The 20,965-nt window shown below is 69.1% G+C and carries 17 protein-coding genes; 4 read left to right on the top strand and 13 right to left on the bottom strand.

Annotated features, from left to right (window positions below; all coding sequences use genetic code 11):
* Nucleotides 1-16: 16 nt before the first annotated feature.
* Nucleotides 17-1,294: a uracil-xanthine permease family protein gene (locus KXS11_RS13490; RefSeq protein ID WP_437386119.1), complete on the top strand. Its 1,278-nt coding sequence runs from the start codon at nt 17-19 to the stop codon at nt 1,292-1,294.
* A gap of 237 nt (nt 1,295-1,531) precedes the next feature.
* Here KXS11_RS13490 and KXS11_RS13495 read toward each other — a convergent pair whose 3' ends face one another.
* The 4 genes from KXS11_RS13495 to KXS11_RS13510 all read right to left on the bottom strand — a co-directional run bounded on the left by KXS11_RS13495 (nt 1,532) and on the right by KXS11_RS13510 (nt 5,915).
* A complete protein-coding gene (locus KXS11_RS13495) occupies nt 1,532-1,867 on the bottom strand; it encodes a peptidase (protein WP_437386120.1) in 336 nt (111 codons plus the stop codon).
* A complete protein-coding gene (locus KXS11_RS13500; RefSeq protein ID WP_437386121.1) occupies nt 1,864-3,042 on the bottom strand; it encodes an anion permease in 1,179 nt (392 codons plus the stop codon). The genes KXS11_RS13495 and KXS11_RS13500 overlap by 4 nt, the downstream gene beginning before the upstream one ends.
* Before the next feature lie 143 nt (nt 3,043-3,185).
* Nucleotides 3,186-5,021, bottom strand: a complete 1,836-nt coding sequence (locus KXS11_RS13505; RefSeq protein ID WP_437386122.1) for a DUF2207 domain-containing protein — start codon at nt 5,019-5,021, stop codon at nt 3,186-3,188.
* A gap of 54 nt (nt 5,022-5,075) precedes the next feature.
* Nucleotides 5,076-5,915 (bottom strand): aldo/keto reductase, encoded by an 840-nt coding sequence (locus KXS11_RS13510; RefSeq protein WP_437386123.1) that lies wholly within the window; start codon nt 5,913-5,915, stop codon nt 5,076-5,078.
* Nucleotides 5,916-5,992: 77 nt separating this feature from the next.
* Between KXS11_RS13510 and KXS11_RS13515 the strand changes: the two genes are divergently transcribed.
* Nucleotides 5,993-8,104 (top strand): S9 family peptidase, encoded by a 2,112-nt coding sequence (locus tag KXS11_RS13515; RefSeq protein ID WP_437386124.1) that lies wholly within the window; start codon nt 5,993-5,995, stop codon nt 8,102-8,104.
* A gap of 56 nt (nt 8,105-8,160) precedes the next feature.
* Here the strand turns inward: KXS11_RS13515 and KXS11_RS13520 are convergent, their stop codons facing one another.
* On the bottom strand, nt 8,161-9,189 hold the full coding sequence (locus KXS11_RS13520) for a 6-phosphofructokinase (protein WP_437386125.1): 1,029 nt from the start codon (nt 9,187-9,189) through the stop codon (nt 8,161-8,163).
* Between the two features lie 104 nt (nt 9,190-9,293).
* Between KXS11_RS13520 and KXS11_RS13525 the strand changes: the two genes are divergently transcribed.
* Entirely contained in the window at nt 9,294-9,560 is a 267-nt protein-coding gene (locus KXS11_RS13525) for a mycoredoxin (RefSeq protein WP_437386126.1), read from the top strand.
* A gap of 83 nt (nt 9,561-9,643) precedes the next feature.
* Entirely contained in the window at nt 9,644-9,811 is a 168-nt protein-coding gene (locus KXS11_RS13530) for a hypothetical protein (RefSeq protein ID WP_437386127.1), read from the top strand.
* A gap of 10 nt (nt 9,812-9,821) precedes the next feature.
* Here the strand turns inward: KXS11_RS13530 and KXS11_RS13535 are convergent, their stop codons facing one another.
* The 8 genes from KXS11_RS13535 to KXS11_RS13570 form a co-directional block, all read right to left on the bottom strand.
* Entirely contained in the window at nt 9,822-12,005 is a 2,184-nt protein-coding gene (locus KXS11_RS13535) for a DEAD/DEAH box helicase (RefSeq protein WP_437386128.1), read from the bottom strand.
* Between the two features lie 166 nt (nt 12,006-12,171).
* The gene (locus KXS11_RS13540) at nt 12,172-12,564 is read right to left on the bottom strand and encodes a DUF779 domain-containing protein (RefSeq protein WP_437386129.1); all 393 of its coding nucleotides are present in this window, start codon (nt 12,562-12,564) and stop codon (nt 12,172-12,174) included.
* A gap of 120 nt (nt 12,565-12,684) precedes the next feature.
* Nucleotides 12,685-14,208: an acetaldehyde dehydrogenase ExaC gene (gene exaC / locus KXS11_RS13545; protein ID WP_437386130.1), complete on the bottom strand. Its 1,524-nt coding sequence runs from the start codon at nt 14,206-14,208 to the stop codon at nt 12,685-12,687.
* A gap of 116 nt (nt 14,209-14,324) precedes the next feature.
* Nucleotides 14,325-15,605, bottom strand: coding sequence for a GAF domain-containing protein (locus KXS11_RS13550; protein ID WP_437386131.1), 1,281 nt, complete (start codon nt 15,603-15,605; stop codon nt 14,325-14,327).
* 76 nt (nt 15,606-15,681) lie between these two features.
* Nucleotides 15,682-17,970 carry a heavy metal translocating P-type ATPase gene (locus KXS11_RS13555; RefSeq protein ID WP_437386132.1) on the bottom strand — a complete coding sequence of 763 codons (2,289 nt, stop codon included), beginning with the start codon at nt 17,968-17,970 and terminating at the stop codon, nt 15,682-15,684.
* Nucleotides 17,970-18,194, bottom strand: coding sequence for a heavy-metal-associated domain-containing protein (locus KXS11_RS13560; RefSeq protein WP_437386133.1), 225 nt, complete (start codon nt 18,192-18,194; stop codon nt 17,970-17,972). Before KXS11_RS13560 ends, KXS11_RS13555 begins: the two co-directional genes overlap by 1 nt.
* 102 nt (nt 18,195-18,296) lie before the next feature.
* Nucleotides 18,297-19,295: a malate dehydrogenase gene (locus tag KXS11_RS13565; protein WP_437386134.1), complete on the bottom strand. Its 999-nt coding sequence runs from the start codon at nt 19,293-19,295 to the stop codon at nt 18,297-18,299.
* A 9-nt stretch (nt 19,296-19,304) separates the two neighbouring features.
* Nucleotides 19,305-20,903 carry an SDR family oxidoreductase gene (locus KXS11_RS13570; RefSeq protein ID WP_437386135.1) on the bottom strand — a complete coding sequence of 533 codons (1,599 nt, stop codon included), beginning with the start codon at nt 20,901-20,903 and terminating at the stop codon, nt 19,305-19,307.
* Nucleotides 20,904-20,965: the final 62 nt, after the last annotated feature.

The raw sequence follows: 20,965 nt of genomic DNA on the forward strand, positions 1-20,965 counted from the left end.
ACGGAAACGAGCACACATGGCGCTGCCCTGGACTCTGCACGGCGACGGCAAGCACGTCGAGACCCACGCGATCGTCGGACCCGGCGAACGACTCACCTGGCCCCGGACCATCGGACTCGGCATGCAGCATGTCGTCGCCATGTTCGGCGCGACGTTCCTCGTCCCCGTCCTCACCGGATTCCCGCCCACGACCACCCTGTTCTTCTCCGGTGTCGGGACGCTCCTGTTCCTGCTCATCACGAAGAACCGCGTGCCGAGCTACCTCGGTTCCTCCTTCGCGTTCATCGCGCCGATCACCGCCGCCGTCGCCAGCCAGGGCATGGGCAGCGCCCTCTTCGGCATCCTCGCCGTCGGTGTGCTGCTCGCCATCGTCGGCGTCGTCGTCCAAGTGACGGGGACCGGCTGGATCGACGCGCTCATGCCGCCCGTCGTCGCCGGTGCGATCGTCGCGCTCATCGGTTTCAACCTCGCGCCGGCCGCGAAGAACAACTTCGTGCTCGCACCGGTCACCGCCCTCGTCACGCTCGCCGCGGTCATCCTGTCGACCGTGCTGTTCCGTGGGATCCTCGGCCGCCTGTCGATCGTCATCGGTGTCGTCGTCGGCTACATCGTCGCCGCCATCCGTCAGGAGATCGACTTCTCGAAGATCGCCGACGCCGCCTGGATCGGCCTCCCTGAGTTCCACCTCGCCGACAACCCGATCTCGAACCCGGCCGTCTGGGCCGTGCTCCCGGCGTTCCTGCCCGTCGTGCTCGTCCTCATCGCGGAGAACGTCGGACACATCCGCGGCGTCGCACAGATGACCGACGCGTCGGTCAACAAGCAGACCGGACGCGCGCTGCTCGCCGACGGCCTGGCAACCATGCTCGCCGGCTTCGGCGGCGGCTCCGGCACCACGACCTACGGTGAGAACATCGGCGTCATGGCGGCGACCCGCGTGTACTCGACCGCGGCGTACTGGGTGGCCGGTCTCTTCGCCGTGCTACTCGGCCTCTCCCCCAAGGTCGGTGCCGTCATCAACACGATCCCCGCCGGCGTGCTCGGTGGTGTGACGACGGCGCTGTACGGGCTCATCGGCATCATCGGTGTGAAGATCTGGCTCGACAACAGGGTCGACTTCTCGAAGCCTGTGAACCAGTTCACGGCGGCGACCGCACTCATCATCGGTATCGCGGACTTCACATGGGTCGCCGGTGGTGACGTCAGCTTCAACGGCATCGCGCTCGGGACGATCGCCGCCATCGTGATCTACCACGTGATGACGCTGATCGGCCGCTGGCGCAACACCGCCTGAGTCCGGACCGTCCAGCGCGATGCGCTGGACCGACCGCTGTATACACGCGCGAGCGCGGGTCTCTGGAGACCCGCGCTCGCGTCGTTGCGTCGCGGCCTGGCCGATTGTGCGTCGCTCGCGTCAGCGCGGGGCCCTCGTCCGAGCGCACCTGAACGCGCGCGAGCGCAGGGCTCCGGAGGGGCGCGCTCGCGTCAGAGACCCGCACTCGCTCCAGCGCATCGCGCTGGCACGTCCGGGTCAGGACTGGTGGAAGAAGGGGACGATCAGGTAGATGCCGAAGAGGACCGCGGCTGCGCAGAGCGCGAAACAGGCGTAGGCGCCCGCACGCGCGAGGTTCTGCTGACCAGGCGTCAGCGGGTTCTTCCGCGCCGCCTTCGCAGCACGCTTCGCAGCCCGCTGAGCCTCCTCAGGCGTGATGACCGTGATCGCGTCGGTGAACTCCGCGGGAGCGACCACCGGCACACGGCCCGCGGTCGTCAGCAGTCGGAGGCCGAAGGCGTACAGGCTCACGACCGCGGTCGCCGCGATGAGGGACGTCGCGAACACGATCAGGAATGCTGCCCAGTCGATCATTTCTTCACCTTCTTGGGCTTCGGGTTGCGCTTGATCTTGACCGCTCGTCCGGAGTCGGCGACCTCGCTCACCACGTTGTTGTGGTTGACCTCGTTGCGACGCGAGATCAGGAAGATGGTGAGGATCACCCCGACACCGACGACGGCGTCGATGATGATGCCCACGAGGCCCAGGTGGGCGACAGCGGCGGCGAGGGCACCCACGATGCCGGCTGCCGGCAGCGTCATCAGCCAACCGAGCCCGATGCGTCCTGCAGTGCCCCAGCGGACCTTCGAGCCGCGTCGGCCGAGACCCGAGCCGATCACGGAACCGGAGGCGACCTGCGTGGTCGACAACGCGAAACCGAGGTGGCTGGAGGCGAGGATGGTGGCCGCCGTGCTCGTCTCCGCCGCGAAGCCCTGCGCCGGCTTCACGTCCGTCAGGCCGGTACCGATGGTCTTGATGATGCGCCAACCGCCCATGTACGTGCCGAGGGCGATGGCGAGCGCGCAGACCACGATGACCCAGAGTTCAGGGCCCGTACCGACCGCCTGCACACCGACGGCGATGAAGGTGAGCGTGATGACGCCCATCGTCTTCTGAGCGTCGTTGGTCCCGTGCGCGAGTGCGACGAGGGAGGAGGAGAAGATCTGGGCGTATCGGAAGCCGTCCCGACCATCCGGCTTGCCGTCGTAGCGACGGGTGATGCGGTAGGCGAGCTTCGTGGCCGAGTACGCGACGACGCCGGCGGTGACCGGGGCGATGAGCGCCGGGAGGATGACCTTGGAGAGCACGACACCGAAGTCGATCGAGCCGAAGCCGGCTCCGACGATCGCGGCACCGATGAGCCCGCCGAAGAGAGCGTGGCTGGACGACGACGGCAGCCCGAGCAGCCAGGTGAGCATGTTCCAGACGATCGCACCGATCAGGCCGGCGAAGATGAGTTCCGGGCCGATCTGGATACCGCCCTCGCCCTCCCGGATGAGGCCGCCCGAGATGGTCTTCGCGACCTCCGTCGAGAGGAACGCGCCGACGAGGTTGAGGATCGCCGCGAGCAACACCGCGGTCTTCGGTTTGAGTGCGCCGGTGGCGATCGGGGTCGCCATGGCGTTCGCCGTGTCGTGGAACCCGTTCGTGAAGTCGAAGAACAGTGCCAGTGCGATGACCAGCACGACAGTCAGGGTAACGAGTTCCACTGGTGTCTTTCTCTCTGCGGAGCGATGCGGACACAGTCCTCCCCCGACAGAGTGTTTGGGGGGAATTCATGTGCGAGATGCGGACGGTTTACCCGCCGTACATGATCCTTACACCCTGCCCGGTCGAGGTCAACTCGACCCGGTCAGCGTCCACCGCCTCCGCCACCACCACCGCCACCACCGGCGAAGCCCCCGCCGGTGGACCCGCCGGACGTGCTCGCCCCACCGCTGGTGGACCAGGACGCGGATGTGCTGGTCGCCGAGCCGGTGAAGCCCGTGAACGCGTTCGAGAACAGTGCGGCCTGGAACGGCACGTCGGAGGCGTACCAGTTCGGGGACGTCCCAGCCTGCTCATAGCGGACGCCGAGTTCACGGGACCACTCGCGCTCGACGCCCCACAGCACTGCGAACGGCAGCAGCCGCTCCGTGAGGCGCACCAGCTGGCCCGGATCCCCCAGGTCGACGCGCTCAGCGCCAGCCGGGCTCTGGAGCATCCGGAAGCGATCGGCTTCGGCCAACTGCAGGTACATCCGGAGCCCCAGGAGAGAGTCGAGCTCGTCGGCTCCGGCAGCGGTGAGTGGTTTCGGTGCGATCGCGAGGACGATCCCGGCGAGCACCGCGATCCCGCAGAGCAGCAGCGCCGAAAGCGACCAGCCGTTGTCGGCACGCAGGCCGTAGGCGAAGCCGAAGAACACGAACGCCGAGACGCCGACCACGGCGAGCGCGCCGACGACGATCCACGCTGCGGCCGAGGAGACCGTGCGGCGGAAGCCACGGTCGAGTGCGATCCGCTTCGTCGCCTGGAGCTCAGCGGTGACCGCCTTGCCGAGTTCGGCGTCGACCTGCTTCATCTCGCGCGGGACCGAGCGGTCGGGGAACAGCATCGCGAGCACGCGGCGCTCCTGCTCGTCCGTCGCACTGTCGTCGAGGTACTGCAGGGAGAAGTCCTTGCCAGGTCCGTCGATGATGCGCAGTTTGCCGCGCACCGCGAGGCTCACGATCTGGGCGGCCATGGACGTACCCGGTCGGGAGATGAGGTCGCCCGCCAGCAGCAGGGTGAGGTCCTTCGGCACCGTGTACTGCGGCACGATGATGCCGCGCCCCGCGTGGTTGCGCCAGAGGCGGGCTCTGATCCAGACGAGCACCCCGACGCCGACCGCGGAGAGCGCACCGAGGACGATCGGCACGATGGAGAACACGGGGGCCTCTCCTGGCCGGGCCGGTGTGGCGAACGTGCCCGGTTCGAACCCGATCGCGACGGTGAGGGTCTGCCGGGCACCGAGGGGCACGGACGCCGTCGTGAAGACGTCTCCCGCAGGTGCCTCGGACTGCGCGAGATCGCACGGCGAGCTGTCGTCCGGGTCGCCGCGGTAGCAGGCGCCGTTCCCGGTGAGCGCGTCGGCGACGGCGGCGTCGACCCGCACGGTCATCCGGGCGTCGGCGAACGGCTGATCCCAGCCGGTGCCCGGTGCGTCCCAGTAGAACTCGTCGGAGCGGGTGTCCCGGTACGCACCGACGACGCCGCTCTGCGTGTACGTGATGACGTAGCTCTGGGTGCCCTGGACGTAGTCGTCGGTGCCGAGTGCGAGTTCGAGGAAGTCCCCCTCCCGGTCGGCCTCCCAGGCGACGTCCTCGCCCTGGGCATCCGTCACCGACACGATCCCGGTGTGCAGCGGTGCCCCGTCGAAGACGTCCGGGATCGCCCGGATGATGCCCTTGTTCTGATCGAACGCCGGGAACTCGGCGACGAAGGTCTCGACCGCGCGCAGCTGCGCGATGCCGTCCGAGCCCCGGGTCAGCGTGTAGTTCCCGTCGAACGACGAGAAGGTGAAGTCGGAGACGTCGGCCCGGTTCATCGGGTCGGCTGACGCCGGGGCCGCGAGGACGGTGAGCCCGACGAGCGGCGCCACAACCGCGAGGAGCAGGGCGATCAGGAACGATCTGCGGGCGGCGGGCGATGCACGGCGTCTGGGCTTCACCTGATCCAGTCTAGGAGCGGAGCGAGCGGGCGCCCAGTGGACGCCCGCTCGCCGTCACATCTCCTCGTGGGTGTTCGGGTCGCCGTCGAACAGTCGTCCGTCGGGCTTGCCGAGGGCCGTGATCGCCTGGACCTCGGCCTCGGTGAGTGCGAAGTCGAAGATGTCGAGGTTCGTGCGCTGACGCTCGGGAGAGGCCGACTTCGGGATCGGGAGCACCCCGCGCTCATGGTGCCAGCGGAGGACGACCTGGGCCGGAGAGACTCCGTGGGCGGCCGCAGCGGCGGCGACGGGCTCCTCGGCGAAGGGCGCCTGCGCCTTTCCGAGCGGGCTCCACGCCTCGGTCTGGACGCCGTGCTGCCGGTGGAACGCGAGCAGTTCCTCCTGCGGGAAGTACGGGTGCAGTTCGACCTGGTTGACCGCCGGCAGGACGCCCGTCTCGTCGGCGAGCCGGGTCAGGAAGTCCGTCGTGAAGTTCGAGACGCCGATCGTGCGCACGAGGCCCTCCTTCTGCAGCTGGACCATCGCCTTCCACGAGTCGACGTACTTGCCCACCGAGGGGTTCGGCCAGTGGATGAGGTACAGGTCGATCGTGTCGAGTCCGAGGGAGTCGAGGGAGCCGCGGAACGAGGTGATCGTCTCCTCGAACCCGTGGTCGCGGCCCGGCAGCTTCGTCGCGATGACGAGCTCCTCGCGCGGGACGTCGGTCTCGCGCACGGCGGCGCCGACGGCGTCCTCGTTGCGGTAGTTCACGGCGGTGTCGAGGAGGCGGTAGCCGGCGTCGATGGCCGACAGCGTCGCGTCGGTGCCCTCGCGGCCGCGCAGCGGATAGGTGCCGAAGCCGATCGCGGGGATGCTGGTGCCGTCGCCGAGCGCGAAGGTGGGAATGGTGGTCATCCTGACACGCTAGCCCTGTGACGCGCTCGATGCCTCGGAGTGGGCTGGGAAGGCTCCGGCTCGGCTAGCGTTGGACCATGGCGAAGCTCTCTGCTCCACGTGCCCAGAACCGACCGATCGAACGGACCCACCACGGCGACACCGTGCTGGATCCGTACGAGTGGCTCCGAGAGAAGGAGTCGCCGGAGGTGATCGCACACCTCGAGGCCGAGAACGCGTACACCGAACAGGAGACCGCTCATCTCGCAGCGTTGCGCGAGCGGATCTTCCAGGAGATCAAGGGCCGCACGCTCGAGACCGACCTCTCGGTACCGACGCGCGCCGGCGACTGGTGGTACTACGGCCGCAGCGTGGAGGGTCAGCAGTACGGCATCCAGTGCCGCGTCCCGGTCGCAGACGCCGACGACTGGAACCCGCCCGTCCTGCCGGAGAGCGGCGCCGCTCCCGGCGAGCAGATCATCCTCGACGCGAACGTCGAGGCGGACGGCCACGACTTCTTCTCGCTCGGCAGCTTCGATGTGGCGGACGACGGCTCACGGCTCCTGTACGGCGTCGACGTCGAGGGCGACGAGCGGTACACGGTACGCGTCCGCGACCTCGCGACGGGACTCGACCTCGCCGATGAACTGACCGGTACCGCGGGAGGTGCGGAGTTCTCCCCCGACGGCACCGCCATCGTCTACACGACGGTGGACGACGCCTGGCGGCCCGACACCGTGCACCTGCACCGGGTGGGCACCCAGCAGCGCGACGACGTCGTCCTCTTCCACGAACCCGATGAGCGATTCTGGGTCGGTGCGGGGTTCACGCGCAGCCGTGCCCTCCTCATGATCGACGCCGGTTCCTCGGTCACGAGCGAGACCCGATTCGTTCCGGCCGACGCGCTGGACGCCGAGGCGACCCTCGTCTGGCCGCGCACCGAGGGCGTCGAGTACTCGGTCGAGCACGCGGTCGTCGATGGATCCGACCGCCTGCTCGTCCTGCACAACCAGGAGGCTCCAGACTTCGAGCTCGTCGACGTCCCCCTCGCGGACCCGCAAGGCGCGCGTCGCATCGTCGTCGCCCACAGCAGCGAGCGTCGACTCGAAGACGTCGAGGCCTTCGCCGAGGTGACGACGGTCTCCTACCGTCGCGACGGCCTCACCCGGATCGGATTCCTCGACCTCACGACGGGTGCGATCGACGAGCTCGCCTTCGACGAACCGCTCTCGAGTGTGGGCTGGCACGGCAACGGCGAATGGGCGCAGCCGCTCCTCCGCTTCGGCTACGGTTCGATGGTGACGCCGTCGACCGTGCTCGACGTCGACGTCCGGACCGGCGAGCGCTTCGTCCGCAAGCAGCAGCCCGTGCTCGGCGACTACGATCCGACGCGGTACGAGCAGTTCCGCGAATGGGCGGTCGCGAGCGACGGGACACGGGTGCCGATCTCGATCGTGCGCCGAGTGGGCGTCGGCGAGCATGGCCCCGGACCGCTGCACCTGTACGGCTACGGCTCGTACGAGGCGAGTATGGACCCGTCCTTCTCGATCGCCCGCCTGTCGATGCTCGACCGGGGCGTGACCTTCGCCATCGCGCACGTCCGCGGCGGCGGCGAACTCGGACGGCACTGGTACGAGGACGGCAAGCTCCTCAACAAGAAGCACAGCTTCAGCGATTTCGTGGACGTCGCAGGCCACCTCATCGCCGAGGGCTGGACGACGCCCGCCCGCCTCGTCGCCGAGGGCGGCAGCGCAGGCGGCCTCCTCATGGGCGCCGTCGCGAACCTCGCGCCGGAGCGGTTCGCCGGCATCCTCGCGGGTGTGCCGTTCGTGGACGCCCTCACGAGCATCCTCGATCCGTCGCTGCCCCTCACCGTCATCGAATGGGATGAGTGGGGCGATCCGCTCCACAACGCGGACGTGTACGCGTACATGAAGAGCTACACGCCGTACGAGAACGTCGACCCGGCACTCAGCTACCCGCGCATCCTCGCCACGACGAGCCTCAACGACACGCGCGTCCTGTACGTCGAGCCCGCGAAGTGGGTCGCACGACTCCGCGACGTCGATGCACCGGCCCTCCTGAAGATCGAGATGAGCGCTGGACACGGCGGTGTCAGCGGTCGTTACAACGCTTGGCGGGAACGAGCCGAGGAACTCGCCTGGCTCCTCGACGTGCTCGGGCTCGCCGAGGCGGAGCCGGCGGCCTGACACACCACAGGCTCGGCGACAGGTGGTCGCCGAGCCTGCCCGGGCGCGTGGGCCGACTAGCCGAAGAGGATCGCGGCCTCGTCGTAACGCTCCTGCGGAACGGTCTTGAGCTTGCCGAGCGCTTCCTCGAACCGGCAGTTGACGAGCTCGGTTCCACGGAGCGCGAGCATCGTGCCCCAGTCGCCGGCCATGACCGAGTCGATCGCCGCCATGCCCAGGCGCGTCGCGAGGACGCGGTCGTAGGCGCTCGGGACGCCGCCGCGCTGCAGGTGGCCGAGCACGGTCGCGCGTGACTCGATGCCGGTGCGACGCTCGATCTCGGGCGCCAGCACGTCGGCGATGCCTCCGAGCCTCGGACGGTTGAACGCGTCGAGGCCCTTCTCGGAGTGCGCGGTCTCCATGGTGTCGAGCGTGAAGCCCTCCGAGACGACGATGATCGGCGCACGGCCGCGCTGGTAGACGCTGTCGGCCCACTCGCAGATCTGCTCGATCGACTGCGGCTGCTCTGGGATGAGGATCGCGTGCGCCCCGGCGGCCATGCCGGCGTGGAGGGCGATCCACCCGACGTGCCGGCCCATGACCTCGATGACCATGCAGCGCTTGTGCGACTCACCGGTCGTGCGGAGGCGGTCGATCGCCTCGGTGGCGATCTCGACCGCGGTGTCGAAGCCGAACGAGTAGTCGGTCGCGTCGAGGTCGTTGTCGATCGTCTTCGGGACACCGACGATCTTCAGGCCGGCGTCGGTGAGGCGCTTGGCCGCCGCGAGCGTCCCTTCACCGCCGATGGCGATGAGTGCGTCGATACCGAGACGGTCCATCGTGTGCTGCACGTTCTCGGGGCCGCCGTGGGGGCCCTCGAAGGGGTTCGTGCGGCTCGTGCCGAGGATCGTGCCGCCCTGCTTCGCGAGGCCGCGCACACTGTGCCGGTCGAGCGGCATCGTGAGTCCGTCCACCACGCCACGCCAGCCGTCGCGGATGCCGATGAACTCCTGGTTGTGGATCTTCGTCCCCTTGAGGACAGCGCCTCGGATGACCGCGTTCAGGCCGGGGCAGTCGCCGCCGCTCGTGAGCACACCAATTCTCATATCAACAGTCCTCATGTGGATCGGGGCACCACCGGCGCCGGGAGTCACCCCCGACATTACCGGTTCGGGGACCGGCCTTCATCCGGGGCGGTTAGGCTTTCGGCATGAGTGCTGACGACTACCTTCCGGCCGACGGCGGCATCACGATGTTCTCGACCACGTGGTGCGGCTACTGCTCACGGCTGAAGCATCAGCTCACCCAGGCCGGGATCCCCTACACCGAGATCGACATCGAACAGGTCCCTGGGACCGCTGACCTCGTCGCGTCGCTGAACGGTGGCAACCAGACGGTGCCGACGGTCATCTTCCCCGACCGCTCGACCGCGACCAACCCCTCGCTGGCCCAGGTGAAGGCGACGCTCGGCGTCTGAGCACCGGCAATCCGCAGCACTGCACCCCCACTCGGGTGACCGACTCGTTATGCTGAATCGTCCAGCAGACCCGGGGAGGGCGAATGACGGCGCTCGTGATCGCCATCTCCGTTGCGACCATGGTCGCCGTCGCGGTCATCGGCTTCGTCGTGCAGCACAAGATCGACCGCCACGACGCCGAGAATGCTGCGCCGCGAGACGCCGACGACTCGGACACAGGAGGCATCGAACTCCCGCGCCCGAGCGCATGACCGTCGCGCGCTAGGCTCCGAGCGCCTCTCGGAGCAGGTGGACCAGGGCGTTCAGTTGCACGGAGTCGACCGAGGCGACGTCCTGATCGCTGCCGTCGAGCGCGCGGGCCGCGAGACCCTGCTTGCTGTCGATGAGCTCAGCGACCTTCGCGTCGATCGTGTGCGCGGCGATGATGCGCCACGCGGTGACCGGCTCCTCCTGGCCGATGCGGTGCACGCGGTCGATCGCCTGCGTCTGCTCGGCGGCCGTCCACGACAGTTCCGCGAGCACGACGTTCGAGGCGGCCTGCAGGTTGACGCCGACGCCGGCGGCGGTGAGGGAACACACCGCGACCGAGACCTCGGGGTCCGTGTTGAACGCGTCGATCGCCGCCTGGCGGACCTGCGCGGTCTGATCGCCTCGGAGAGACACCGTCTTCAGGCCGCGACCGGCGAAGAGCTGCTCGGCCGCGTTCATGACGTCGATGTGCTTCGCGAAGAACACGACCTTGCCCACCGAGTGGGCGAGCTGCGCCGTGTAATCGGAGGCGAGGACGGCCTTCGCCTGACCGATCTTCCGGATCATCGTGAACACGTTCTCCGTGCCCCCGGCGGCCTTCGACTCGTCGAGTTCCGCCTGCGCGACCATCCGCATGAGTTCGGTGTTCGGGTCGTGGAGTGCGTCGACCTGCTCGCCACGCGCTTCGAGCACGCGGACGTAGCGGGACTTGAGCCGCTGGCCGAGTTCGGCCTCCGCCTCGCGGATCGAGCGGATCGCCTCGTCGTCGAGCTCGACGGGGAGGTCGGCGACGAGCTTGTCGGGCAGATCCTTCGCGACATCGATCTTCTTGCGTCGGACGATGCCCATGTCGATGACGGCGGAACGCGCAGCGGAGTAGAAGCCGTGTTCGGCAGGGGTGAGGCCGGTCTCCTCCAGCCGCTCCATCAGCTCGGCTGTCGGTTTGCCGTCCTTGATCCATCCGAGGAACTGCCAGATGGCGTTGAAGTCCTCGACGTCGTTGATGAGCGGCGTCCCCGTGAGGGCGAGGAGCAGCGGGTCCTGGCCCGGTGCGGCCTTGCGGATGCGGTTCGCGAGCGACAGCACGTGCTGTGAGCGCTGCGAGTGGAGGTTCTTGATGAAGTGCGCCTCGTCGACCACCATGCCCTTGAACCCGAGGTTCCCGAGCCAGGCCAGGTGGCGGTCGAGCACCTCGTAGTTGACGATGATGACGTCGGCGAAGGCGTCGAGACCCTCACCGTCGCCATGGATGACGGTGGCACGGCGGTGCGGGGTCCAGCGCTCCACCTCGCGCGCCCAGTTCATCTTCACCACGTTGGGGACGATGACGAGGAGGGGGTAGGCGTCGGCGACGGAGGCGGCGAGGACCGACTGGGCGGTCTTGCCGAGGCCGGGCTCGTCGGCGAGGAGGAAGGAACGGTGGCCCTCCTTCACCGCCTCGACGAATCGCGCCTGGTGCTTCATGACCTCGAGGCCACGCGGCGAGAGGCGGTCGAGCTTGGGGGCCTCCGGCAGTTCCATCGAGGCAGCGCCACCGCCGGAACCCAGTTCGAAGGCCTTGTACAGCGGGCCCATGAGTTCCCAACTGTCGAGGCGACGACGCGCCGTGGTCTGCGGTGCGGCTTGGGTGAAGTCGGGGGCGAGGAACGGGTTCGCGAGCTGACGGGCCTTCACCGACTGCGGGATGACCTGCTTCTCGGCGAGTTCCGCCGGCACGACCGACTCGACCGCGGGCTTCTCGACCGTGATGATGAGTTCGTCTGCGCTGAGTTCCGCACCGGACTCGAGCAGCCAGTCGCGACGCATGCGCTGCGCGACGGGACTCGTCGCCGCATCGGCCTCGAGCAGTTGGATGAGCGACGTGTCGCGAGCAGCGGTCTTCGCGAGGATCGTCGCCACGCCGTCGAGGCGCTTCAGGAGCTCGACGCGCGTGGCGTCGCTGTAGCTCGTGTCGGCCTTGACCCTGGCACGCTCCTCACGGACGAGGAACGCGATGACCTGGTACTTCGTCCGGTTGGTCGGCCCGACCTTGCCCTTCTGCGCCTTCGCCTCGACCTCGCGCACCTTGCGGGCGAGGATGGGGATGATGGGCGCTTCGTCGTCATGTCGCGACGAGGATCCGCGGGTGTTCGAGCGGCCGGATGGACGGGTGCTGGAACGCCCCTGGGAACGGCGTTGCTGGCCGGTGTACGGCATGCTCCTCCTGAGCAGTCGAAAAGCCTCAGCGGCCGAGGGGCCGGAAGACACGGGCGTCGGACCCTACTCGTCCTCCTGGAGCAACAGAGCGTTGCACACACGACGACACGGGCGCCCGACGGGCGTCCCCCCAGTCTACGGCATCGGCCGCACCGGCCGCGAGCGCTCAGTCGCCGGTGGCCTCCACGAGACCGAACCGCTCGAGTTCGGCGTCGTCGAGCATGCGCGACCGGATGAGGAAGCGCTGGCCGGTCGGCGCCTCGACACTGAAGCCGCTCCCCCTGCCCTGCACCACGTCGATCGTCAGGTGCGTGTACTTCCAGTACTCGAACTGCGATCGCGACATGTAGACCTCGATCGGCGCGTCGATGCCGTCGACGTCGAGGGCGTCCAGGAGCACGTCCGAACCGCCCGTGCGGAACATGCCCACCGGGTAGCACATCGGTGAGCTGCCGTCGCAGCACCCGCCCGACTGATGGAACATGAGCGGGCCGTGGACCCCGGTCATCTCGCGCAACAGCACCGCTGCGCTCTCGGTGACGTCGACTCGTCCGGTCATGGTGTCCTCCCTCGTCGGAGTGTTCGGATCCTACGCCCATCGCGGGGCTTCGGCAGCCCCGGGTGACGGGTGGCGCGACCCGAACGCGCGCCACCCGCGGTCCACCCGGCAGCCGGTCGATCAGAAGAAGCCCATGGGCCCTTCGGCGTAGCTGACCAGGAGGTTCTTCGTCTGCTGGTAGTGGTCGAGCATCATCTTGTGGTTCTCGCGTCCGATGCCCGACTGCTTGTACCCACCGAAGGCGGCGTGCGCCGGGTACTGGTGGTAGGTGTTCGACCAGACACGACCCGCCTCGATCGCGCGGCCCGCGCGGTACAGCGTCGTCGCCTCACGACTCCACACGCCCGCCCCGAGACCGTACAGCGTGTCGTTGGCGATCGAGATGGCCTCGTCGTAGTCGCTGAAGCTCGTGAGGGCGAGCACCGGACCGAAGATCTCCTCCTGGAAGATCCGCATGTCGTTCGTGCCCTCGAACACGGTCGGCTGGACGTAGAAGCCTCCGCTCAGCTCGCCGCCGAGGTCGGCACGTTCACCACCGATGAGCAGCTTCGCACCGCCCTGCTTCCCGATGTCCATGTAGGACAGGATCTTCTCCAGCTGGTCGTTCGAGGCCTGCGCGCCGATCATGGTGTCGGTGTCGAGCGGGTTGCCCTGCCTGATCTTGCCGATCCTCGTCAACGCATCCCCGACGAACCCGTCGTAGATGGACCGCTGCACGAGCGCACGGCTCGGGCACGTGCACACCTCGCCCTGGTTCAGGGCGAACATGCTGAAGCCCTCCTGCGCCTTCTCGTAGTACAGGTCCTTCTCGCGCGCGACATCCTCGAAGAAGACGTTCGGACTCTTGCCGCCGAGTTCCAACGTCACCGGGATGAGGTTCTCGCTCGCGTACTGCATGATCAGCCGGCCGGTCGTGGTCTCGCCGGTGAACGCGATCTTGCGGATGCGCGGATGGGAGGCGAGCGGGGCGCCCGCTTCGATGCCGAAGCCGTTGACGACGTTCAGCACTCCGGCAGGCAGCAGGTCCTTCACCAGGTCGACGATCACGTGGATGGACGCAGGGGTCTGCTCGGCCGGCTTGAGGACGACGCAGTTGCCGGCGGCGAGCGCCGGCGCGAGCTTCCACACGGCCATGAGGATCGGGAAGTTCCAGGGGATGATCTGCCCGACCACGCCGAGTGGTTCATGGAAGTGGTACGCGACCGTGTCGTGGTCGAGTTCCGAGATGCCGCCCTCCTGCGCCCGGATGGCGCCAGCGAAGTACCGGAAGTGGTCGATCGCGAGGGGGATGTCCGCCGCCAGGGTCTCCCGGACCGGTTTGCCGTTCTCCCAGCTCTCCGCGACCGCGATCTCCTCGAGGTGCTCCTCCATGCGGTCCGCGATGCGGTTGAGGATGACGGCGCGCTCGGCGACGCTCGTCTTCGACCAGGCGGGGAAGGCCTTCCAACCGGCCTCGACGGCTCGATCGACGTCGGTTGCCGTGCCGCGCGCGATCTCGGTGAACACCGCGCCGGTCACCGGCGTCTGGTTCTCGAAGTACTGCCCGTTCGCCGGCGGGACGTACTCACCACCGATGAAGTGGTCGTAGCGCGGTGCGTAGCTGAACACGGCACCAGCGGTGCCCGGATTGGCGTAGACGGTCATGTCACTCCTTGTCGACGACGTTGTCGGTGCCGCACCCCTCGGGTGGGCTGCCGCCGACGCTAGTCGCCTGGACGTTGCATGAGGTTGCGCCGCACTCCCGCGCCGAGCGTGCCGGGTCAGGGCGCCGCGAGCTCCGCCTCGATGGCTTCGATCCGGGCGACCAGGCCCGCTCGCTTCGGTGAGCGCGGCGGCAGCAGGCGGAGGCATGCGACGAGCACCTCGACGTCGTCGGGTGCTGCGGCCGTGCGGATGTAGTCGTGGAGGAGATCGACCGAGGCATCGGTGAGCATCGCCTCGCGGAGCCTGGCCGCCACGTGCTCTCGGAGTTCGACGATGCCGGGAGCTGTGGAGTCGGGCAGGAGCGGGCCCGGGTACGCGGCGAGCGCCGCCCGGTGCGCTCCCCGGTCGAGGAGTGACAACACCTGGTGTGCGTCGAGCTCCAGCGGGGTGACGAGCCGGTAGGGACGGGAGGCCGGGACCAGCGCGGGGGCGACGTTGGTGAGCACCCTCCGGAGCCGGACGAACTCGGCTCGCAGCGTGACGGCGGCCTCGTCGGCGTCGTAGAGCAGTGTCGCGAGCGCCTCGGCGCTGAGACCCTGTCGATGCCACGACAGGAGCGCGAGGATCTCCGCGTGACGACGGCTCAGCTCGGTCGGCCGCACCGTACCGTGGCCGACCAGGAGCCCGGTGTCGCGCCCGAGCACCTGGAGTCCGGCGCGCACCGCCGTCGGCCGGGTCGGCTGATCGCGACGAGAGCGTCCTGCGAACCTGCGGTCGGCGATCGCCCGCAGGCGCTGCACCATGATCTCGGACTCGACCGCGGCCGCCGTGGCCTCCATGAGCGGGAGGGCGTGCGAGGCGACGGCCTGCGGGCCGCCGGTGATGTCGATGACCCCGATGATCTGGCGGGTCTCCGGATCGTGGACCGGGACCGCCGTGCAGCTCCACGGGTGGACGAGGCGGTTGAAGTGCTCGGCCGCGTGGATCTGGATGCCGTGGTCGAGTTCCAGCGCGGTACCCGGTGCACTCGTGCCGACCTCGCGTTCCGACCATCCGGCGCCCTCCACGAACAGCATGCCCTCGGCGCGTCGGCGGAGGTGGCGGTCGCCGTCGACCCAGAGCAGCCGGCCCATGGCGTCCCCCACAGCCACGAGCATCCCGGAGTCGTCGTCCGCATCGTTCACGAGGAGCTTCGTGATCACGGGGAGGACGCCGGCGAGGGGGTGACCCAGCCGGTGGTCGCGCAGTTCGTCTTCGTCGAAGGCGAGTTCGGGCATGAGGTTGTCGGGGTCGAGATGACGACCCATGGAACGCTCCCAGGACTCCCGGACGAGGCGCCGGACGAGTCCGTGCTGCGCTTCGGCACGCGCGGGCGCCGCGAGCCAGGGACTGGACACGTCACCACCACCCATCTGCGTCGACCGGTTCTGCGGACAGTGTAACCCCGCTGGGGACGCCGACAGCCCGGAGGGATCAGCTCCGCGGCCGGAAGCTGCGCAGACGCAGACTGTTGAGGACGACGAACACGCTCGAGAACGCCATCGCCGCGCCGGCGATCATGGGATTGAGCAACCCGAGCGCGGCGAGCGGGATGGCCGCCACATTGTAGGCGAACGCCCAGAACAGGTTGCCGCGGATGATGCCGAGGGTTCGTCGCGAGAGACGGATCGCGTCGACGGCCGTCGTCAGCGAGCCGGACACGATGCTGAGGTCCGCCGCCCCCTTCGCGGCATCCGTTCCGGTGCCCATCGCGATGCCGAGTTCCGCGGTGGCGATGGCGGCGGCGTCGTTGACGCCGTCGCCGACCATCGCGACCCGGTGCCCCTGCGCCTGGAGACGCTCGACGAGGGCGATCTTGTCGTCGGGGCTCGCGTCGGCGATCACCTCGGTGATGCCGACCTCGGCGGCGACCCGAGCGGCGACCCGCGCGTTGTCACCGGTCAGGAGCACCGGCTCCATGCCCAGTCCGCGAGCCGCGGCGATCGCAGCTGCCGCTTCGGGTTTGACCGTGTCCGCGATCTCGAGGACGCCACGCACCTCGCCCCGCCACGCGACCACGACAACAGTGCTCGCACGCTCGGCCGCGTCTCGCAGCACTGCCGCCGCTTCGGCGCCGACGGCGAAATCACGTTCGGTGGCGAAGGACGCGCGTCCGACGAGGACGTGCTCCCCGGCGACCGTGCCGGTGACGCCCTGCCCTTCGACGCTCACGAAGTCGGTGACCTGGTGGTACTGGAGGCCGGCTGCATCCGACGCACCGACGACCGCCTGGGCGATCGGGTGCTCCGAACCGCGTTCGAGGGCGGCCGCCAGCGACAACGCCTCGTCGGTCGAGGCCGAGGCCCAGCGGCGCGCGAGCGTCATCCGCCCCTCGGTCACGGTGCCCGTCTTGTCGAGCACGAGGCGGTCGATGCCGCTCGCCCGCTCGAGCGCCGCAGGACCCGCGATGAGGATACCGAGCTGGGCACCGCGGCCGGTGCCGACGAGCAATGCCACCGGGGTGGCAAGACCGAGCGCACAGGGGCACGCGATGATGAGCACTGCGACGGCGGCCGTGAACGCGGCCTCCATCGAGGAGCCTGCGGCTGCCCACACGATCGCGGTCACGAGGGAGATGACGAGGACGATCGGCACGAAGACGCTCGAGATTCGGTCGGCGAGGCGCTGCACCCGACTCTTCCCGAGCTGCGCGGCTTCGACGGCCTGCGCCATCCGCGCCAGCTGCGTCTCGGCCCCCACGGCGGTCGCCCGGACGACCAGGCTGCCGCCCCGTGCGACGGTGCCACCGATCGCCCGGGATCCGGCGGTCTTCTCCACTGGCACGGACTCCCCCGTCACCAGACTCTCGTCGACGCTCGCGGCGCCCTCGACGACCGTGCCGTCGGTCGCGACGGCCTCACCGGGTCGAACGATGAACCGGTCGCCGACGAGGAGCTGTCCGATCGGGATGCGCTCCTCGCGTCTCGTCGCAGCCATGAGGTCCGTCGGGTCGGCGGCACGTTCGCGCAGCACCGACACCTCCGCGGCGCCGAGGGTCATGAGGTCGCGCAGCGCCTGCCCGGCCACGCGCTTCGAACGTTGTTCGATGAGCCGTCCAGCGAGGAGGAAGACCGTGACCCCGGCAGCGACCTCCAGATACAGGGCGCTGGAGGGATCCGCGTCGGGCGCGAAGAAGGTGAACTCGTGACGCATGCCGGTCATGCCGGCCATCCCGAAGAACAGGGCCCAGACGGACCAGAGGTAGGCGGCTCCGGTGCCGAGCGTGATGAGGGTGTCCATCGTCACCGAACCGTGCCGGAGTGTCGCGAACGTCGCCCGGTGGAACGGGTAGCCGCCCCAGAACACGACGGGGGTCGCGAGGGTGAGCGACAACCACTGCCAGTTGTCGAACTGCCACGCCGGGACCATCGCCAGGAGGACGACGGGCAGGGCGAGGGCGGCGCTCACGATCAGGCGGGTGCGCAGGGTGGTCGACGTGGTGGAGGGATCGACCGCCGAGACGGACGGCTCCGTGGCCGCCGAGCCGGCCTGCTCACGCTCGACCCTGCGGACGGTCGCGGTGTAGCCGGCCTTCGCGACCGCCTGGACCAGATCGTCCGTGCTCACGCCGGCAGGTGCGCTCACCGTGGCGCGTTCGGTCGCGAGGTTCACCTGCGCCTCGACACCCTCGAGCGCGGTGAGTCGCTTCTCGACCCTCGCCACACAGCTCGCGCAGGTCATGCCCTCGATGTCGAGACTGAGTGTCTGCAGACCACCGGGCATCAGACGCGACCGATGAGCGTGTACCCGGCCTCGTCGACACCGCCGGCGATCGCCGCCTCGTCGTCGGCTCCGGTCCCCGTGACGACGATCGTGCCGGCACCGAGATCGACCGCGACGGTGTCGACGCCCCCGAGTGCGGTGAGCTCGCTCGTGACCGAGGACACGCAGTGGCCGCACGTCATGCCGTCGACGCGATAGGTGGTGGACGTGGTGATGCTGGACATGGTCACTCCTTGATGCGTTGGAGCTTCCACCATACCCCCGGGGGGTACCTCACGCAAGCGTCGTCAAGGGACGTCGGCGACAACCTCGGCCCCGCGTGGAACTCAGCCGAGCAGCCCCAGCCCACGCACCGCCGCGCGCTCCTCCTCGAGTTCGGCGAGCGAGCGGTCGATGCGCTCCTGCCAGGAAGGAGCGACGTCGAGCCCCTCGACGACCTCCCATCGGCCGCCCACAGAGCGGGCCGGGAAGGAACTGACGAGGCCGTCCGGCACGCCGTACCAGCCCTCGGACGGCAGCGCGACCGACGTCCAGCGGCTGGGTCGCTCACGGGTCGCCGTGCCGTTGACCCAATCGTGCACGTGGTCGATGGCTGCGGCCGCAGCCGACGCCGCCGAGGACGCCCCTCGGACGGCGATGATCTCTGCACCGCGCTTCGCGACGCGAGGGATGAACTCCTCGGCCACCCAGCGCTCATCGACGAGATCGAGTGCAGGTCGACCGCCGACCGTGGCATGCGAGAGGTCGGGCACCTGCGTGGCCGAGTGGTTGCCCCAGATGACGACGCCGTCGACCTCGGACACCGGCACTCCGGTCTTCGCCGCCAGCTGCGCGACGGCCCGGTTGTGATCGAGTCGCGTCAGCGCGGTGAAGCGTTCACGCGGGACGCCTCGGGCGCTCGCCTGAGCGATGAGCGCGTTGGTGTTCGCGGGGTTGCCCACGACGAGGACCCGTACATCGTCCGCTGCCCCTGCGCCGATCGCGGCCCCCTGCGGCGCGAAGATGCCCCCGTTCGCGGCGAGCAGGTCACCCCGCTCCATGCCGGGGCCGCGCGGCCTCGCGCCGACGAGCAACGCGACGTTCGTGCCGTCGAACGCCTGTGAGACGTCCGTCGTCGGCTCGACACCGGCGAGCAACGGGAAGGCACCGTCCTGGAGCTCGAGCGCTGTGCCCTCCGCCGCCGCGAGCCCCTGCGGGATCTCGAGCAGACGCAGGATGACCGGACGGTCGGGCCCCAGCAACTGTCCTGAGGCGATGCGGAAGAGGAGGGAGTAGCCGATCTGGCCACCCGCCCCGGTGACGGTGACGACGGTGGGAGCGCTCATGCCCCCACGCTACTCCGCAGGGTCGACAGCGGCCCGCGACGACTGCAGTTCCGCCTCGGCCGAGTCGGCGGCGTCGTGCTCAGCCTGCGACACGGGCACCACCTTGACCCGCCTCGTCCCCGCACGCTCCGTCGGCACGGCGACGGCCGCCTCCGTGATGCGGTTCGCCATGCCATTGAAGATGATGCCGTGGAACGGCAGGATCGCAGCCCAGTACAGACGACCGCCGAGACCCTTCGGGAAGAAGATCGCGCGCTGCCGGTACACCGAGCCGCCGTCGACGGGCGTCGCGCTCATCTCCAACCAGGCGAGCCCCGGGACGCGCATCTCGGCACGGAGCCGCAGCATCCTGCCGCGCTCCAGGTACTCGACGCGCCAGAAGTCGAGCGCGTCGCCCACGCTCAAGGTGTGCGGGTCGTCGCGTCCGCGACGCAGCCCGACGCCACCGACGAGCTTGTCCATCCACCCGCGGACGGCCCAAGCCAGGGGGAACGAGTACCAGCCGTTCTCGCCGCCGATGGACTCGATCACCTGGAACAGCCGATCAGCGTCGGCGGTCGTCTTGCGCTCCTTGAGATCGGTGTAGACCGTGTGCCCGGCCCACTCCGGGTCGCTCGGGAGCGGATCGCTCGGAGCGCCGACGACCGTCGCATTCCGCCAGGTCGTCTCGACCTCGCCGTCCTTGATCCGTTGCAGGGCGAGGCGGACGGCTCGGCGGTAGCCGGTGAGGCCACCCGGTGGTGGCGGGATGACCTCGTCGATGTCGTGATTCTGCATGACGCAGTCGACGAGCAACGACTCGATGATCGGCGAGGCGAGCCGCCTCGGGATCGGCGTCACGAGGTTCACCCACTGGGAGGCGAGCCATGGTGTGAGGACCGGGAGCGGAGCGATCGGCCGTTGCGGCAACCCGGCCTCGACCGCGTAGCCGTTCATCATCTGCCCGTAGCGCAGCACGTCCGGCCCACCGATGTCGAACGCGCGGTTCACCGACGGGTCCACCTCGGCACTCGCCATGAGATAGTGCATCACGTCGCGCACGGCGATCGGCTGGATGAAGTTCCGCACCCACTTCGGAGCTGGCATGTACGGGAGGATCTCGGTGAGATGACGGATCATCTCGAACGACGTCGACCCGGAACCGATCACGACCCCGGCCTGCAGCACGATGGTCGGCACACCCGAGGCGAGCAGGATCCGCCCGACCTCGGTCCGCGATCGGAGGTGCTTCGAGAGCTCGACACCCTCGGGATGCAATCCACCGAGGTACACGATCCGCGACACCCCGGCTGCCGCAGCACCCGCCGCCACGTTCTCGGCAGCGTCGACCTCCGTGCGTTCGAAGTCGCCGGAACCGCCCATCGAGTGCACGAGGTAGTAGACGACATCCACCTCCCGACAGGCCGATGCGACGGTCTTCGCGTCGCCCAGGTCGCCCTCGACCACCTCGACGTCGTCGCGCCAGGGGACGTCGGTGAGCTTCTGCGGCGAGCGCACCAGCACGCGCACCGTGTACCCGGCATCCAGCAGCCGCGGCACGAGCCTGCCGCCGATGTAGCCGGTCGCGCCCGTGACGAGCACTCGTTTCCCCGTCGCTGATTCCGTCATGGGCGCAACGTTACGGCGCGAGCCTGAAAGTGGCGTCCTCCTGTACAGGGCTGCCGCAGTGT

Origin of the sequence: Plantibacter flavus (assembly GCF_051487245.1) — a bacterium.
Taxonomy (GTDB): domain Bacteria; phylum Actinomycetota; class Actinomycetes; order Actinomycetales; family Microbacteriaceae; genus Plantibacter; species Plantibacter flavus_B.

Coding starts and splice junctions, on each gene's coding strand:
- KXS11_RS13490 (WP_437386119.1), top strand. CDS start 17: ATGGCGCTGCCCTGGACTCTGCACGGCGACGGCAAGCACGTCGAGACC.
- KXS11_RS13495 (WP_437386120.1), bottom strand. CDS start 1,867: ATGATCGACTGGGCAGCATTCCTGATCGTGTTCGCGACGTCCCTCATC.
- KXS11_RS13510 (WP_437386123.1), bottom strand. CDS start 5,915: ATGACCACCATTCCCACCTTCGCGCTCGGCGACGGCACCAGCATCCCC.
- KXS11_RS13515 (WP_437386124.1), top strand. CDS start 5,993: ATGGCGAAGCTCTCTGCTCCACGTGCCCAGAACCGACCGATCGAACGG.
- KXS11_RS13520 (WP_437386125.1), bottom strand. CDS start 9,189: ATGAGAATTGGTGTGCTCACGAGCGGCGGCGACTGCCCCGGCCTGAAC.
- KXS11_RS13525 (WP_437386126.1), top strand. CDS start 9,294: ATGAGTGCTGACGACTACCTTCCGGCCGACGGCGGCATCACGATGTTC.
- KXS11_RS13530 (WP_437386127.1), top strand. CDS start 9,644: ATGACGGCGCTCGTGATCGCCATCTCCGTTGCGACCATGGTCGCCGTC.
- KXS11_RS13535 (WP_437386128.1), bottom strand. CDS start 12,005: ATGCCGTACACCGGCCAGCAACGCCGTTCCCAGGGGCGTTCCAGCACC.
- KXS11_RS13540 (WP_437386129.1), bottom strand. CDS start 12,564: ATGACCGGACGAGTCGACGTCACCGAGAGCGCAGCGGTGCTGTTGCGC.
- exaC (WP_437386130.1), bottom strand. CDS start 14,208: ATGACCGTCTACGCCAATCCGGGCACCGCTGGTGCCGTGTTCAGCTAC.
- KXS11_RS13555 (WP_437386132.1), bottom strand. CDS start 17,970: ATGCCCGGTGGTCTGCAGACACTCAGTCTCGACATCGAGGGCATGACC.
- KXS11_RS13560 (WP_437386133.1), bottom strand. CDS start 18,194: ATGTCCAGCATCACCACGTCCACCACCTATCGCGTCGACGGCATGACG.
- KXS11_RS13565 (WP_437386134.1), bottom strand. CDS start 19,295: ATGAGCGCTCCCACCGTCGTCACCGTCACCGGGGCGGGTGGCCAGATC.
- KXS11_RS13570 (WP_437386135.1), bottom strand. CDS start 20,903: ATGACGGAATCAGCGACGGGGAAACGAGTGCTCGTCACGGGCGCGACC.